The following is a 13039-nucleotide window of genomic DNA, read 5'->3' on the forward strand; positions in this document are numbered from 1 at the left end:
GTCAGTGCGGAGCGTTCACGGGGTTCTCGACATACGTGGCGTTGGCCTGGGCCTCCTCCGCCATCTCCAGGTCGCCGGCGAGGTAGGCGTCCACCGCCAGGGCGCACCCCTCCAGGGCGGAGCCGGCCCGTTCGACCATCTCCTCCGCGAGGGCGCCGACGTGTTCGAGGAAGTGGTACAGCTCCCCCTCGACCGGTCCGCTGCACGCCGCCGTGGCGGCGTTCATGATCTCGTCGCCGGTGGTGGTCAGGGCGCCGTCGAGCGCGTCGCCGCTGCCGTCGCCGACCTTGCCCAGCACCTCGTTGAGCACCGTTCCGACGGAGGGGGCGTCGATGTCCCACGCGCTCACCGGTCACCGCCTTCCCGGGCGGAGAAACGGTCGCCCCGGAAGTTCTGGGGCGGTTCGGCAGTCGAATCGTGGCCGGTATCGGCCAACTCGCGCTCGGAGCGGACGATGCTCGCATCCATGCGATTCAGGGCGGGGAGCACCGCCTCGATGATGCTGGTCAGACGAGTCCGCAGCTCCCCGGTGCGCTCGCGCATGCGCACGGCCACGATCCCGTGCGCGACGGGGACGCGCATCGGCGGGACGTCGCCGCGCGGGAGGTCGCCCGCGGGTTCCCCGAGCGCGCCCGGGACCTCTACCAGCTCGAATCTCATCTACCGGTCACCCTGCCCAGGTCCGTCGGAACCGCCGCCCCCAGGGGCGCGTTGTGCGTATTATGCCGATGCACCACGACAATGTGTGACCTCTCCCTCGCGGAAGAGGTTCGTACTGGCACGGAGTTCCGGATACCCCTTGACCGCAGGCCCCCTCTACCGGTTCCCCACCGGAGGGACGGGCCCCACGACGTCCGCTCCCACGCTTCCCCGCCCCGCAGGCCCCCGCACGCACGCATGCCGAGCCACCAGCACCGAGCCATCAGCCACCCGGCGCCGACCGTGCCCCCGTCCGGGCCCGGACCCGGACACCCCTCCCGTTTCGCCCGGTCACGCCGGACCCGACCCCGCCGTCCCCCGGCGGCATCGCCAAGGAGAACCGTTGAGCTACGACGTGGTCGCACTGCTGGCGGCGGAACCCGGCATGGTCGCGGTCGCCCACTCGCTCCGCGACGCGGGGGCCGACCTCGCGGTGCGCCCCCTGGACGGCGGAATCGTCCAGTTGCGGGACGCCGAGGCCCGTGTCCTGGCCACCCTCGAACCCGCCCAGCTGGTCGAGTCGCGGGGCGAGGTCTCCCGGCTGCTCGGCGCCGAGGCCGCCGTCAACCTGCCCGACACCTGTTGGTGGGCCGAGGTGCGTGCGCGGCCCGACGCCGCGGGGCGCGAGGCGGCGCACCGCGTCGCCGACGGCCTCGCCCTGCGCCTGGGCGGGGGTGTGTGGACCTCGGGCCCGGGCGACTTCTCGCTGTGGGAGGAGACCGGGCACCCGGCCGTCGAGTTCGAGGCCGAGGAGGCGTTCGTCGTCGCCCAGGACCGCGAGGTGGTCCCGCTGTCCTCCTGGATCACCGACGCCGTGTCGGCCAACGCGCTCCGGGGAACGGTCCTCCAGGTGCTCACCCCCAGGTCGTCGCGGCTCACCCACGGGCTGCGCACCCTGATCACGCAGCCGATGGCCCGGTGGGTGGTGCTGGACGGGGAGGGCGGCCAGTTCGACGGGGTCAGCGGCCTCCCGCTCCGCTGGGACCGGGTGCACGGGTACGTTCCCGACTGCCGTGGCGGGAGCGCTCCCGAGCCCGCGGCCGGGTTCCTCGACATCTCTCCGCTGGGCGCGCACCTGCTGGTCGACCTGGCGGTCCGGCACGGCGCGTCCTTCGCGCCGCCCCTCGGCCGGGCGGTCGAGCTCGTCACCGGGCACCTGGCCGGGGTGCTCCCCGCGGGCTGGGGGCCGCACGAGCCGGCGCTCGCGCCCTGGGACCGGGAGCGGCTCGTGCGGCTCGTGCGCCACCGCGCCCCGCGGACGGCCGTGCTCCAGTTCTCCGGGCGCCAGGAGGCCGGTCCCCCCTTCACGGGCGGCGCCCGCGTCTCGTGGGCCCCGGACGGGGAGAGGGCGGTGGAGCGCATCTCCCTGGCGATCGGGTTCGAGGACGAGGGGGCGCTGCCCCTGGGGACGCTCCCCGGCCTGGTGGAGGCCCTGGCCGCGGAGAACCTTCTGGACGTGCTCCACGTGCGCCGGGCGCGCGGTCGCCGCGACGTCACCTTCGAGCCGCGCTGGCACGGACTGGCCGCCCCGGTCGGCATGGCCCTCGGCCCCGACGGGGTGCGGCGGGCCGGGGAGGAGCACGCGCTGGCCGGCCCCCTGCGGGGGGAACCGCTGGGAGAGGCCGGGGCCCGCGCCATCTGGTATCCCGCTCCCGCCGAGGCGACCCGCCAGCGGGCGGCCGAGGCCGTGGCGGCCCAGCTGCGCCACCTCGCCGCGGCGCCCCGGGCCTGACGGCACGAACCGAGCCAATATGATTACTGTGTGTGATTTTCTCGCGACTCTTTGAAAGAATGCGGACACCCCCCGGCCGTCCGGCCTCTCGCCCGACAAGCAGGTCCGCACACCAAGGAGAATCCTCCGTGAAACCCAGCCGTTCGTTCGTCGCGCTGACGATGAGCACCATGCTCCTGCTCCCCGTCGGCATCGCGGTGACGGCCCCGGCCGCGCACGCCGCGCACCGGGGCGTGGTCGGCGAGCAGCCCGTCCAGTGGACCCCGCACGTCCTGGACGGGACGGTCAAGGACATCCTGAGGATCGGGAACACGGTCCTCGTCGGGGGTGAGTTCACCAGGGTCGCCGAGGTCGGCGGCGACGAGCACACCCTCCGCAACCTCTTCGCCTTCGAGCACGGGACCGGGCGGATCATCCGCGACTTCGAGCCGGACGTCAGCGCGATGGTCACCTCCCTCGCCCCCGGGCCGGACGACAGCGTGGTCGTCGGCGGCCGGTTCACCGCCGTCGACGGCAAGCCCTCCCGGGGGCTGGCGCGGCTGTCCCTCGCCGACGGCGGCCCCGTGCCGGAGTTCGGCGCCGTCCTCGACGACGGCGCGACCAACCGCCTGGCCACCGACGGATCCCGCCTCTACGTGGGCGGGAACTTCACGGGGGTGAGCGGCGCCGAGCGCACGGGCCTGGCCCGCCTCGACCTCCGGACCGGCGAGGTGGACGGCGACTTCGCGCCGCGCCTCGCCGAGCCCCGCCGCGGCAGCCTGCGCGTGCAGGAGCTGGCCCTGAGCCCTGACGGCCGACGGCTCGCCATCAACGGGACGTTCACGAAGGTGGACGACAAGAACCGCTACCAGATCGCCATGATCGACACCGCGGGAGCCTTCGTCACGCCGTGGTCCACGTCCGCCTACGAGGCCCCGTGCGACTACGAGCGGATCCACACGTACATGCGGCAGATGGCGTTCTCCCCCGACGGCTCGTACTTCGCCGTCGTGACGGGGGGCGGGCCCAAGGTCAAGCCCGGCCTGTGCAAGTCGACCAGCCGGTTCGAGAACACCGACAAGGCCGGCTCCCAGCCCACGTGGAGCAACAAGACCGGGGGCGACTCCCTGTACTCGGTGGAGGTCACCGAGTCGGCCGTGTACGTGGGCGGGCACCAGCGCTGGATGGACAACGAGAAGGGTGAGCTGAACCCCGGACCGGGGTCGGTGGAGCGTGAGGGCATCGGCGCCGTGGACCCGCGGACGGGGCGCGCGCTGGCGTGGAACCCGGGACGCGCGCGCGGGCACGGCGCGGAGGCCCTGCACGCCACGTCGGACGGGCTGTACGTGGGAAGCGACACCGAACGCCTCGCCGGCGAGTACCACGCGCGCCTCGGCATGTTCCCGCTGGCCTGAGGACGGCGGCCCGGGGCGGTCGTCCCGGGCCGGTCACCGGGGTGGTCGTCCTGGGCCGGTCACCGGGGCGGTCGTCCTGGGCCGGAGGGCCGGGCCCCGCCCTCGGGAGCCGGTCCCGGACCGTCGGGGCCGCGGCCGGTGTCCGGCCGGGTGTCCGTCAGGCGTCCTTGGACGCGGCGGCCGCGCCCTCGTCCCGCTTCGCGTCGGCGTCCGCTTTCCCGGCCGCGTTCCCGGCGCCGGCCTCCTCGGGGGCCGCGTCGGCGGGCTTCCCGGCCGGCTCCGACTCGGCCGCGTCCTGGAGGTCGTCCTCACGAGAGGCCCCTCCGGCCAGGCGGTCGCCCACCTTGGCGCCCCGGCGGCTCTCCAGGCGCTCGACGGTGCGGGCCGACAACTGGTCGCGCATCCGGGACAGCAGAACATAGGACGCGAGGCCGCTGACCAGCCACGCCAGGATGAGCGCGACCCACGACCGGGCGCCGAATAGGTAGACCACTCCGAAGGCCGCCAGGAAGAGCCCCACCCGGGCGGCGGTATAGGTCAGCCAGCTACGCATGAAAAAGCCTCACAACAGACGATTACCTGGACTAGATTGGTCGCTACGCCCATCAGCACACGAGACGACCGGGTCCACACATGTGGCCCGGGCGGTACCGGGTCCCCGAACAGGACCGAACGGGTGGCTCCCGCATGTCCTCACCACCAGGTTAAGGGCGTGTCGGGCGCAGCGGGCACCGGGGCGGCGTGTCCCCCGCCGCAAAGGCGACGGGACCACACAGGCCACTGGATTCACATAGTCATGGGATGTTTCCAATCCCGACAGCAGGGCCCGAACATCACGTTCCGGTCACATATCCGGTACTCCTCCCCCCATCACCGCAATTTCTCCGAAAACTAGGGAGGAAACGGACCAACTCGTGCACACTAGGGGATCAAACGCCCGCCGCCCCCACAGTCCGAGGCGGGCACGATTGGGGGAATGTGAAGGTGGAACGAGCAAGCGAACGCCTGTTGACCCCCGGGGAAGTGGCCTCACTCTTCCGGGTTGATCCCAAGACCGTCACGCGCTGGGCCGCCTCCGGGCGGATCAGCAGTATTCGCACCCCCGGCGGCCACCGCCGGTTCCGCGAGTCCGAGGTGCGTGCCCTCCTCCTCGGGGAGCCGAGCGAGAGCACCCCCTGAGAGCGAGGTAACGCCCCTCACCCCTTCGGCCCCGGACATTCGGACTCCGCGGGGTCTCCCGCAGCCCTGGCTCGGTGTCCCGACCGTGAGGAGTCGACAGCAAGAGTAGGCTGGAACCATGGTGTGGCTTGGTGGCCTGATCACGCTCGTATCGATCGTTCTCTGGGTGTACGCGTTCTTCGACGCGCTGACCACCCCTGCGCAAGAGGTCCGGAACCTGCCCAAGGTCCTCTGGATGATCGTCATCGCGCTGTTCATGCCCGTCGGTTCGATCCTGTGGCTCTTCCTCGGCCGCCCGCGCCGGGCGGCCCCCGTGGACGGGAGCCCGCCCTCCCCGGCGCAAGCCGCGTCGGCCGACGACCTTGACCCGTCCGACTTCGCCAAGCCCTCCGACAGCCCGCACCCGCTCGGACCCGATGACGACCCCGAGTTCCTGCGACGCCTCAAACGGCGCATCGACCCGGAAGAATAGGTTCTCCTCGCCGGATCGGTCGGAGAAGGGGCCCACCGGCCCCTCGCCGCCGGCCCGCCCGGGTGAACCTCGCCGACGGACCGCGTGGAACCGGGCCGCCCCGGCAAGCGGGGCACGACAGGTGTGAACACAACGGTGGGGCCGCACTCCTCGGAGCACGGCCCCACCGTCATGTCGGGGGCTCACGGCGGCCCCCCGGCCCGCCCCGGTTCAGAGCAGCCCGGCCCCCACCTTCCGCGGCAGCCCGCGCACCGCGTGCACCGGCTCCACGTCCGGGGCGAACTCGGGGACCCAGGTGCCGGCGGTGCCGAGCTCCATGCCGGGGTTGGCCGCGTTGTAGGCCTCCACCAGGTCGACCCGGGCCAGCCGCCCCCGGCCGTCGCGCATCACCGCGTTGCCGTGCTCGACGATGTCGTCGCCGCCCCAGTTGTACAGGACCTCCTCCGCCCCGATCCCGTCGTGCAGGTCGAACACGTTGTTCTCCGCGTAGACGTGGGACTCCACCCCGACGCCCAGGCTGTACTGGTAGAGCCCGCCCCGCACGGTGTAGTGGTTGTTGTACACGTGCACCTGGCCGTAGCGCACGCGCGGCGCCCTCTGCCCGAGGCCGTCGAAGTGGTTGTGGTGGTAGGTCACCCGGAGCCGGCCCCGGTCCGTGGTCCGGCTGTCGCTGTTGCCGAGCAGCATCGCCTTGTCCCGTTCGACGAAGTCGTTCCACGAGACCGTGACCAGGTCGGATCCGCGGACGATGTCCAGCAGCCCGTCGTGCACCTCGTACTTGCGGCCGAAGTGGTCGGGCAGCTCCGCCCCGGGGTTGTCGCCGTCGTCGAACGTGTTGTGGTCCACCCACACGTTGGTGGCCCCGGAGACCTCCACGTGGTCGTACTCCGAGTTCCAGTTGCCGGTCCCGCCGTCGGCGGGGTCCCAGCCGGGGAAGCAGTCGTGGGTGTCGGAGAAGGAGAGGTTGCGCAGGATGACGTTGTCCACGTCGTGGACCAGGAGGTTCATGCCGGCGATGACGGCGTCGTCGCCCGCGCCGACCACCGTGGTGTTGGAGCCGACGCGGACCCGGATCTGCTCGGCCTGGACGTCCTGCGAGGCGGCGCGGGCCTCCTCCAGCGGGCCGGACGGGTCCTCCCACCCCCACACCGCCGGGTCGTAGGCGGCCAGGTAGCCCTCCAGGGTGTAGCCGTCGACCGCGTAGTCCTCGCACGCGATCGGGGTGCCGTCCGGCGCCGTGTTGGCGTCGACGGTGCCCTCCACGCGGACGATCTTCGGGTGGTCGCCGGAGACCGCCTCGCGGAACTCCTCCAGGGTGGAGACGGTGACGACGTGCTCCGGCGCCGCCGCGGACCCGCCGGTGGTCCCGGCCCCGGCGGACCCCCATCCGTCACCGTCGGCCAGGGCCTCCCGGCCGATGTCGGGGGCGGCGTTCGCGGTGGTGGCCGGCACGGCGGTCAGCGCGACCGCCGCGGCCAGGGGGAGTATGAGCCTGCGCATGTTCGTGCTCCTGGTGGGGGGATACCGGGTACTGGTCGGCACCCGGCTGCAAACGTTTGCATGAACATCTCCCGACTCCCCCGCCCACGTCAACCCTCCCGCCCCGCCTTCTCCGTGGAAAACCCCGGAAAACCCGGTACCGGCAGCCCGGCCCGCACCCTGCCGCTCCACAACCGGTTGCCGTAACCTCGGGTCCCAGCGGAGCACATCGGAACATCCACGGAACGGAGGCCCCGGGTGGCCGTCACCATCAGGGACGTCGCGCGGGAGAGCGGGGTCCACGTCTCCACCGTCTCCCGGGCCTTCTCCGCCGCCCACATGGTCAACGCGGTGACGCGGACCCGTGTCATGGCGGCGGCGGAGCGGCTCGGCTACCGCCCCAACCGCGCCGCGCGGGCCCTCTCCACGCGGCGGACCGCGAACCTCGGGGTGATCGTCGCCGACATCGCCAACCCGTTCTTCCCGCCGCTGATCAAGGCCGCCCAGGCACAGGCGCGCGCACGGGACTACCACGTGTTCGTGGCCGACACCGACGAACGGGCGCGGGTGGAGGAGGAGCTGGTGCGCTCCATGGCCAAGCAGGTGGACGGCGCGCTGCTCGTCGCCTCGCGGCTCAGCGGGCGCGTGATCGCCGAACTCGGCCGCGACGTGCCCTTCGTCGTCGTCAACCGCCGGGTCAGGGGCCTGCCCTGCGTGCTGATGGACGTGGCCTCGGGCACCCGGCAGGCCGTGGACCACCTGGTCGCGCTGGGGCACAGGGACATCGCCGTGCTGACCGGGCCGAGCGCGTCCTGGACCGCCCAGCGGATACGGGGGGCCGCGGAGGAGGCCGCCGCGCGCCACGGCGCCGGGCTGCACCCCGTCGGGCCGAACCCTCCCACCGAGGAGGGCGGGGCGTCCGCCGCCGCCGAGGTGGCGTCGGGCCCCGCGACCGCCGTGCTCGCCTACAACGACCTCGTGGCGCTGGGCCTGATCCGGGAGGTGGAGGCCCTGGGGCTGTCGGTTCCCGGGGACCTCAGCGTGGTCGGCGTGGACAACACCCACATCGCCCGGCACTGCCGCCCGGCCCTCACCACCGTGGACATGCCGGTCGTGGCCGCCGGGCGCGGGGGCATCGACCTGCTGGTCCACCGGGTGACCACGGGGGAGGACCCCGGGACCGTCACCCTGGACACCCGCCTCGTCGTCCGGGAGTCCACGGCGCCGCCCCGGGGCGCCGCGTCCCGCCCCTGACCGGCCCCGGCGCCGGACCGCCGTCCCGGAGTGTCCCGGCGTCGAACCGCCGCGCGGGGGGCCGCAACGGCCGGCGGCGGGGACCCGAGGGGTCCCCGCCGCCGTGCGCTGCCCCGGTCAGGCGTAGGAGTGCAGGCCGCTGAACATGTAGTTCACGGCGAAGAAGTTGAACAGGATGGTCAGGAAGCCCAGCACGTTGATCCAGGTGGCCTTGGGGCCGCGCCAGCCGCCCGTGGCACGGGCGTGCAGGTAGGCGGCGTAGATCACCCAGGAGATGAACGACCACACCTCCTTGGGGTCCCAGCCCCAGAAGCGGCCCCACGCCTCGTCCGCCCAGATGGAGCCGGCGATGATGCCGAACGTCCACAGCGGGAACGCGAACAGGATGAACCGGTGGGAGATGCGGTCCAGCAGCTCCGGGCTGGGCAGGCGCCCCGCGATGCCCGCGACCTTCTGCCCCAGGGCGCGCTTGGCCTCCGCGCGGTGCGACACCAGGTAGGTGACGCCCGCGACGCCGGACACCATGAACGCGCCGCCCGCGATGATCGTCGCGGTCACGTGGATCGGCACCCAGTAGGAGTGCAGGGCGGGGATCAGCGGGCCCGGGTCCACGTACAGCCACTTGACGCCGATGCCCAGCAGGAGCAGGACCGGGACCAGGACGAAGGCCCCGAGGAACCGCGCCTGGTAGCGGAACGAGGCGTACAGGAGCCCGCCCACCGCGACCAGGCACAGCGCCACGATGAACTCGAACATGTTGCCCCAGGGCCACCGGCCCGCGGCGAGGCCCCGGGTGACGATCTGGGCGACGCCCATCACGAACCCGAGCGTCGTCACGCCGAGCGCCACCCGGCCGAGGCCGCTCTGGGAGGCCTGCGCCTCCCCCTCGGTGGTGCGGACGTTGACGTCGATGTCGAGGTCGTCGTCACCGCTTCCGGCGGCGCCGGAGCCCTTCCCGGACCCCGCGGCCACCGGCATGAGCTTGCCGGCCCTGAGGTTGGTGCGCTTTCCGTAGGCGGCCTCGATGGCGAAGAGGAACAGGGCCGCCGCGTACGTGACGATCATCGCGATGATCAACATGTCGCTGGTCGACGCCATCGTCTCGTCCACCGTTCCGGCGAGTGTGTACGTCACCGGTCACTCCCTCGTTGTCGTCGACTCTGGCGGGTCGGATGGTGTGCTGCTTCGGGGATTTCGGGGGTTGTCGTCCGACTCGTCGTTCCGGAGCCGTCCGGCAAGCTCTGTGGTGAGTTCGTGGAACTCGGCGTTGTTGCCCGCCACCTCGGTCTTGCCGAGGCCGGACAGCTCGACCCGCGTGCGCCCGTCCGCGCCCCTGGTCGCGCGCACCCACACGCGGCGGGGTCGGACGAACAGCGTGGTGACCAGGCCCAGGACGGCGAGGGTGGCCGCCGCGAGCGCCGGGACGCGCGCGCCGTCGCGGTTGGTCTGGAGGCTGATGTACTCGCTGTACCCGGTGAACGTGATCGACCCGGCGCCGTCGGGGAGGTCCCAGCTGTCCCCGATCCCCAGCACCGGGGAGCTTCCGAGCTCCTCCATGCCGCTGGTCTGGAGCTGGTAGACCGACTGCGGGTCCAGCATGCCGAGGTCGCCGCGGTAGCCCTCCAGGGTCACCCGGGGGTTCTCCGCGCCCGGGAAGTCGGAGACGAGGTCGCCCTCGGGCGTCTCGGCCGCGCTCGGCAGGAACACCCCGACGAAGCCCAGCTCCTCCCCGCCGGTGTCGGGGACCTTGACGACGCCGTCGGAGGTGAAGGTCGCGGTCTCCCGGAACAGGAACGGGACGGCCTGGTCGAAGACGACCTCGCCGTCGGCGTTGCGGACCTCGAACTCGGGCGCGTAGCCGTGGCCGAGCAGGTAGACCTGCACGCCGTCCACGGTGAGGGGGTGGTTGACCTCCAGCGTGTGCCGGGCCTCCTCCGCCTCCGGGGACTCCTTGTAGGTCAGTTCGGCGACGTAGGACTCGGCCTGTCCGCGCAGGTCGCCGTCCTCGATGAACGACGCCTCGAAGTCGTCCAGGTGCAGGGTGAAGGGCTCCAGGGCGTCGGTGTCGGTCCAGTGCCCGGGGTAGATGGCGTCGTAGGAGGGCAGGGTGTTCGCGAACCCGTCGCCCTCCACCAGCAGCATGTTGCCCCGGTAGCCGAAGAACGATCCGGCGGCCAGCGCGAGCAGCAGCCCCAGCAGGGCGAGGTGGAACAGCACGTTCCCGGCCTCGCGCAGGTAGCCGGTCTCGCTGGAGAGGGAGTCCCCGTAGCGCTCGATCCGGTAGCCCTTGAGGACCTTGCGGGCCTGGCCGAGGACCGTCTCCGGGTCGGCGCCCGTCGTGAACGTCGCCGCGTACGGCATCCGCCCCAGGTTCCTGGGGGTGTGCACCGGCCTGGCCCGCACGGCGCGGGCGTGGACGACGGCGCGCGGGAAGACGCAGCCCGCGAGGGAGACGAACAGCAGCAGGTAGATCGCCGCGTACCAGGGCGACGAGAACACGTCGAACAGGTAGAACCGGTCCAGCCAGGGGGCCAGTTCGGGGTTCTCCCGGACGTAGGTGTTGACCTCGTCCACGCTCACGACGTTCTGCGGCAGGATCGAGCCGGGGATGGCGCCGACGGCCAGCAGGAAGAGCAGGATCAGGGCGGTGCGCATCGAGGTGAGGACGCGCCACGCCCAGCGCAGCCAGCCGAGCGGGCCCAGGCCCCTGGGCTGTCCGCCCTCCCGGCCCCCGGCCCCGGTCCCGTCTCCCGGACCGGCCCCGCTCCCGGTGTCGTCGTCGGTCGTGGTCGTCGTACTCATCAGATCACCGTTTGGAAGTCGGCGGCCCAGCCCTGCATGGCAACGGTCAGCTGCGTCCACAGCCCGGTCACCATGGCCAGGCCGACGAGGACGAGCACGGCCCCGCCGATGACGGTGACGGTGCGGGTGCGTCGCTTGAGCCAGCCGAAGGCGGTCAGGGCGCGCCGGTAGAGGAGGGAGGCCAGGACGAAGGGCAGCCCCAGGCCCACGCAGTAGACGAGGGACAGGAGCATGCCGCGGCCGGCGCCGCCCTCGATGAAGGCGAGGGTCTGCACGGCGGCCAGGGTCGGACCGATGCACGGGGTCCAGCCGAGGCCGAAGAGGACCCCGAGCAGGGGCGCGCCGGCCAGGCCCGCGCGGGGCAGCCGGTGGAAGCGGAACTCGCGCCCGAACCCGGGCATCACGCCCATGAAGGCGAGCCCGAGGACGATGGTGAGGACCCCGAGGATCCGGGTGAGGGGGTCGGTGTAGTCCACGAGGAGGTCGCCGAGCCAGCCGATGAAGCCGCCGACGGCGACGAACACGAGGGTGAACCCGGCGATGAACAGGACGCTGCCGGTGACCATGGTCCACCGGCGCGTGGCGAGTTCGGCGTCGACGTCGGCGACGGCCGTCGCCGTGGCGCCCCCCTCGGCCGCCTCTCCCCCGGCGGCGCGGGCGGCGGAGCGCTCGCGCACGTCGGCGCCGCTCATGCCGGTCACGTAGGAGAGGTAGCCGGGCACGAGCGGGAGCACGCAGGGGGACAGGAAGGACAGGAGACCGGCGGCGAGCGCCAGGGGGACGGCGGCGAGGAGGGACCCGGTGAGGACGGTGGTGCCGATCGCGTCCATCAGCGGTCGTCCCCGTCCGAGGGGGCGTCGGAGGGCTGTTCCCCGCCCTCCTCCGGGGACGCCTCCCCGTCCTCCGGGGAGGCCTCCTGGTCGGCCACCCGGGGCCGCTCCTCGGGATCGCCGAGGCCGAACTCCACCACCACGGGGTTGAGCAGCCCCGTGAGCTGGCCGTAGGTGGTGGGACCGATGACGCGGGCCGCGATGCGGCCGTCGGGGTCGATGACGAGGGTGCTGGGGATCGCACGCGGGGGGACGGTGTCGCGGAAGGCCTGCGGCACCTCGCCGGGCTGGTCGTACAGGCTCGGGTAGGCGACGTCCTTGTCGGAGAGGTAGGCCCGCGCCGCGGTCTCGTCGTCCTTGATGTTGACGCCCAGGAAGTCCACCCCCAGGTCGCCGTACTCGGCGTGGACCTCGTCGAGCACGGGCTGCTCGGCGCGGCAGGGGCCGCACCAGCTCGCCCAGACGTTGAGGACCACGATGCCGCCCTCGTAGTCGCCGAGGGACACGGCGTCGCCGTCGAGGGTGGTGCCCTCGACCTCGGGCGCCTCGACCCGCTCGGCGGCCTCGAAGGTGGTGGAGCTGCCGTCGCCGGAGATGAACCGGTCGTCCTCGCCCCCGGCCTCGATCTCGTTGCCCCCGGCGCAGCCGGTGAGGGCGATGGCGGCGGCCAGGGCGGTCGCCGCAAGGCGCGGCACGCCGCGGCGCGACCGCGTACCTGAGCTGGTACTGGGCATCGAGGGAACCTCGCGAACCGGGGGTGAACAGGGCGGACTACATCAACGACAGATTGTAGTAGATGCCCTGGCGCCCCTTCGGCCGCCCCGGCACAAGGGACCTTCGGTCCGGCGTGCCGGGGGGCCTGCGGCGAGGTGGGGAAACCTCGGTGGGGGCGGTGTCCGTCGGGCACCGCCCCCGGGGGTTGTGCGTCGGCCGGGGCGCGCGTGTCGCCGCCCCGGCCGGCCTCGGCCCTGGATCAACCAGCCTCGACGAATGCCTCGCGGAGGTAGTCGTGCACGGCCCGCTCGGGAACCCGGTAGGAACGCCCCACGCGAATCGCGGGGAGAACTCCCGAGTGCACCATTCGGTAAACGGTCATCTTGGACACACGCATGATCGTGGCGACTTCTGCCACGGTCAAGAACCTGACCTCTTCGAGAGGCGGTTTGCTCCCGTTCATCTTCCGACGCCCTCATTCCCG

14 protein-coding genes are annotated in these 13039 nt (G+C 72.6%); 5 read left to right on the forward strand and 9 right to left on the reverse strand.

Features of this window, described 5'->3' with window-relative positions:
- Nucleotide 1 precedes the first annotated feature (1 nt).
- Nucleotides 2–349: a DUF6507 family protein gene (locus ACQPYD_RS29645; protein ID WP_433698662.1), complete on the reverse strand. Its 348-nt coding sequence runs from the start codon at nt 347–349 to the stop codon at nt 2–4.
- On the reverse strand, nt 346–660 hold the full coding sequence (locus ACQPYD_RS29650; protein ID WP_433698663.1) for a hypothetical protein: 315 nt from the start codon (nt 658–660) through the stop codon (nt 346–348). Before ACQPYD_RS29650 ends, ACQPYD_RS29645 begins: the two co-directional genes overlap by 4 nt.
- Before the next feature lie 382 nt (nt 661–1042).
- Here ACQPYD_RS29650 and ACQPYD_RS29655 point away from each other — a divergent pair, with 382 nt between their 5' ends.
- On the forward strand, nt 1043–2431 hold the full coding sequence (locus ACQPYD_RS29655; RefSeq protein WP_433698664.1) for a DUF6177 family protein: 1389 nt from the start codon (nt 1043–1045) through the stop codon (nt 2429–2431).
- A 128-nt stretch (nt 2432–2559) separates the two neighbouring features.
- A complete protein-coding gene (locus tag ACQPYD_RS29660; protein WP_433698665.1) occupies nt 2560–3825 on the forward strand; it encodes a hypothetical protein in 1266 nt (421 codons plus the stop codon).
- 157 nt (nt 3826–3982) lie between these two features.
- Here the strand turns inward: ACQPYD_RS29660 and ACQPYD_RS29665 are convergent, their stop codons facing one another.
- Nucleotides 3983–4378: a DUF4229 domain-containing protein gene (locus ACQPYD_RS29665; protein WP_433698666.1), complete on the reverse strand. Its 396-nt coding sequence runs from the start codon at nt 4376–4378 to the stop codon at nt 3983–3985.
- 425 nt (nt 4379–4803) lie between these two features.
- Here ACQPYD_RS29665 and ACQPYD_RS29670 point away from each other — a divergent pair, with 425 nt between their 5' ends.
- Both ACQPYD_RS29670 and ACQPYD_RS29675 read left to right on the forward strand, forming a co-directional pair.
- Entirely contained in the window at nt 4804–5004 is a 201-nt protein-coding gene (locus ACQPYD_RS29670) for a BldC family transcriptional regulator (protein WP_017535950.1), read from the forward strand.
- A 118-nt stretch (nt 5005–5122) separates the two neighbouring features.
- The gene (locus ACQPYD_RS29675; RefSeq protein WP_433698667.1) at nt 5123–5476 is read left to right on the forward strand and encodes a PLD nuclease N-terminal domain-containing protein; all 354 of its coding nucleotides are present in this window, start codon (nt 5123–5125) and stop codon (nt 5474–5476) included.
- 210 nt (nt 5477–5686) lie between these two features.
- Here the strand turns inward: ACQPYD_RS29675 and ACQPYD_RS29680 are convergent, their stop codons facing one another.
- Nucleotides 5687–6976, reverse strand: a complete 1290-nt coding sequence (locus ACQPYD_RS29680) for a pectate lyase family protein (RefSeq protein WP_433698668.1) — start codon at nt 6974–6976, stop codon at nt 5687–5689.
- Between the two features lie 237 nt (nt 6977–7213).
- Here ACQPYD_RS29680 and ACQPYD_RS29685 point away from each other — a divergent pair, with 237 nt between their 5' ends.
- Nucleotides 7214–8209 carry a LacI family DNA-binding transcriptional regulator gene (locus tag ACQPYD_RS29685; RefSeq protein WP_433698669.1) on the forward strand — a complete coding sequence of 332 codons (996 nt, stop codon included), beginning with the start codon at nt 7214–7216 and terminating at the stop codon, nt 8207–8209.
- A 117-nt stretch (nt 8210–8326) separates the two neighbouring features.
- Here the strand turns inward: ACQPYD_RS29685 and ccsB are convergent, their stop codons facing one another.
- The 5 genes from ccsB to ACQPYD_RS29710 form a co-directional block, all read right to left on the reverse strand.
- Nucleotides 8327–9343 carry a c-type cytochrome biogenesis protein CcsB gene (gene ccsB / locus ACQPYD_RS29690; RefSeq protein WP_433698670.1) on the reverse strand — a complete coding sequence of 339 codons (1017 nt, stop codon included), beginning with the start codon at nt 9341–9343 and terminating at the stop codon, nt 8327–8329.
- 3 nt (nt 9344–9346) lie between these two features.
- Nucleotides 9347–11011, reverse strand: a complete 1665-nt coding sequence (gene resB / locus ACQPYD_RS29695) for a cytochrome c biogenesis protein ResB (protein WP_433698671.1) — start codon at nt 11009–11011, stop codon at nt 9347–9349.
- Complete coding sequence (locus ACQPYD_RS29700) at nt 11011–11841, reverse strand: cytochrome c biogenesis CcdA family protein (RefSeq protein ID WP_433698672.1); 831 nt, start codon at nt 11839–11841, stop codon at nt 11011–11013. The genes resB and ACQPYD_RS29700 overlap by 1 nt, the downstream gene beginning before the upstream one ends.
- Nucleotides 11841–12575: a TlpA family protein disulfide reductase gene (locus ACQPYD_RS29705; protein ID WP_433698673.1), complete on the reverse strand. Its 735-nt coding sequence runs from the start codon at nt 12573–12575 to the stop codon at nt 11841–11843. Before ACQPYD_RS29705 ends, ACQPYD_RS29700 begins: the two co-directional genes overlap by 1 nt.
- 239 nt (nt 12576–12814) lie before the next feature.
- On the reverse strand, nt 12815–13018 hold the full coding sequence (locus ACQPYD_RS29710) for a helix-turn-helix domain-containing protein (protein WP_013155995.1): 204 nt from the start codon (nt 13016–13018) through the stop codon (nt 12815–12817).
- Between the last annotated feature and the right edge of the window lie 21 nt (nt 13019–13039).

It is taken from the genome of Nocardiopsis sp. CA-288880, from assembly GCF_050955985.1.
GTDB lineage: Bacteria > Actinomycetota > Actinomycetes > Streptosporangiales > Streptosporangiaceae > Nocardiopsis > Nocardiopsis tropica.

Excerpts from the sequence above, each read along its gene's own strand:
- ACQPYD_RS29650 (WP_433698663.1), bottom strand. The coding sequence starts at position 660 with ATGAGATTCGAGCTGGTAGAGGTCCCGGGCGCGCTCGGGGAACCCGCG.
- ACQPYD_RS29665 (WP_433698666.1), bottom strand. The coding sequence starts at position 4,378 with ATGCGTAGCTGGCTGACCTATACCGCCGCCCGGGTGGGGCTCTTCCTG.
- ACQPYD_RS29675 (WP_433698667.1), top strand. The coding sequence starts at position 5,123 with ATGGTGTGGCTTGGTGGCCTGATCACGCTCGTATCGATCGTTCTCTGG.
- ACQPYD_RS29680 (WP_433698668.1), bottom strand. The coding sequence starts at position 6,976 with ATGCGCAGGCTCATACTCCCCCTGGCCGCGGCGGTCGCGCTGACCGCC.
- resB (WP_433698671.1), bottom strand. The coding sequence starts at position 11,011 with ATGAGTACGACGACCACGACCGACGACGACACCGGGAGCGGGGCCGGT.
- ACQPYD_RS29700 (WP_433698672.1), bottom strand. The coding sequence starts at position 11,841 with ATGGACGCGATCGGCACCACCGTCCTCACCGGGTCCCTCCTCGCCGCC.
- ACQPYD_RS29705 (WP_433698673.1), bottom strand. The coding sequence starts at position 12,575 with ATGCCCAGTACCAGCTCAGGTACGCGGTCGCGCCGCGGCGTGCCGCGC.
- ACQPYD_RS29710 (WP_013155995.1), bottom strand. The coding sequence starts at position 13,018 with ATGAACGGGAGCAAACCGCCTCTCGAAGAGGTCAGGTTCTTGACCGTG.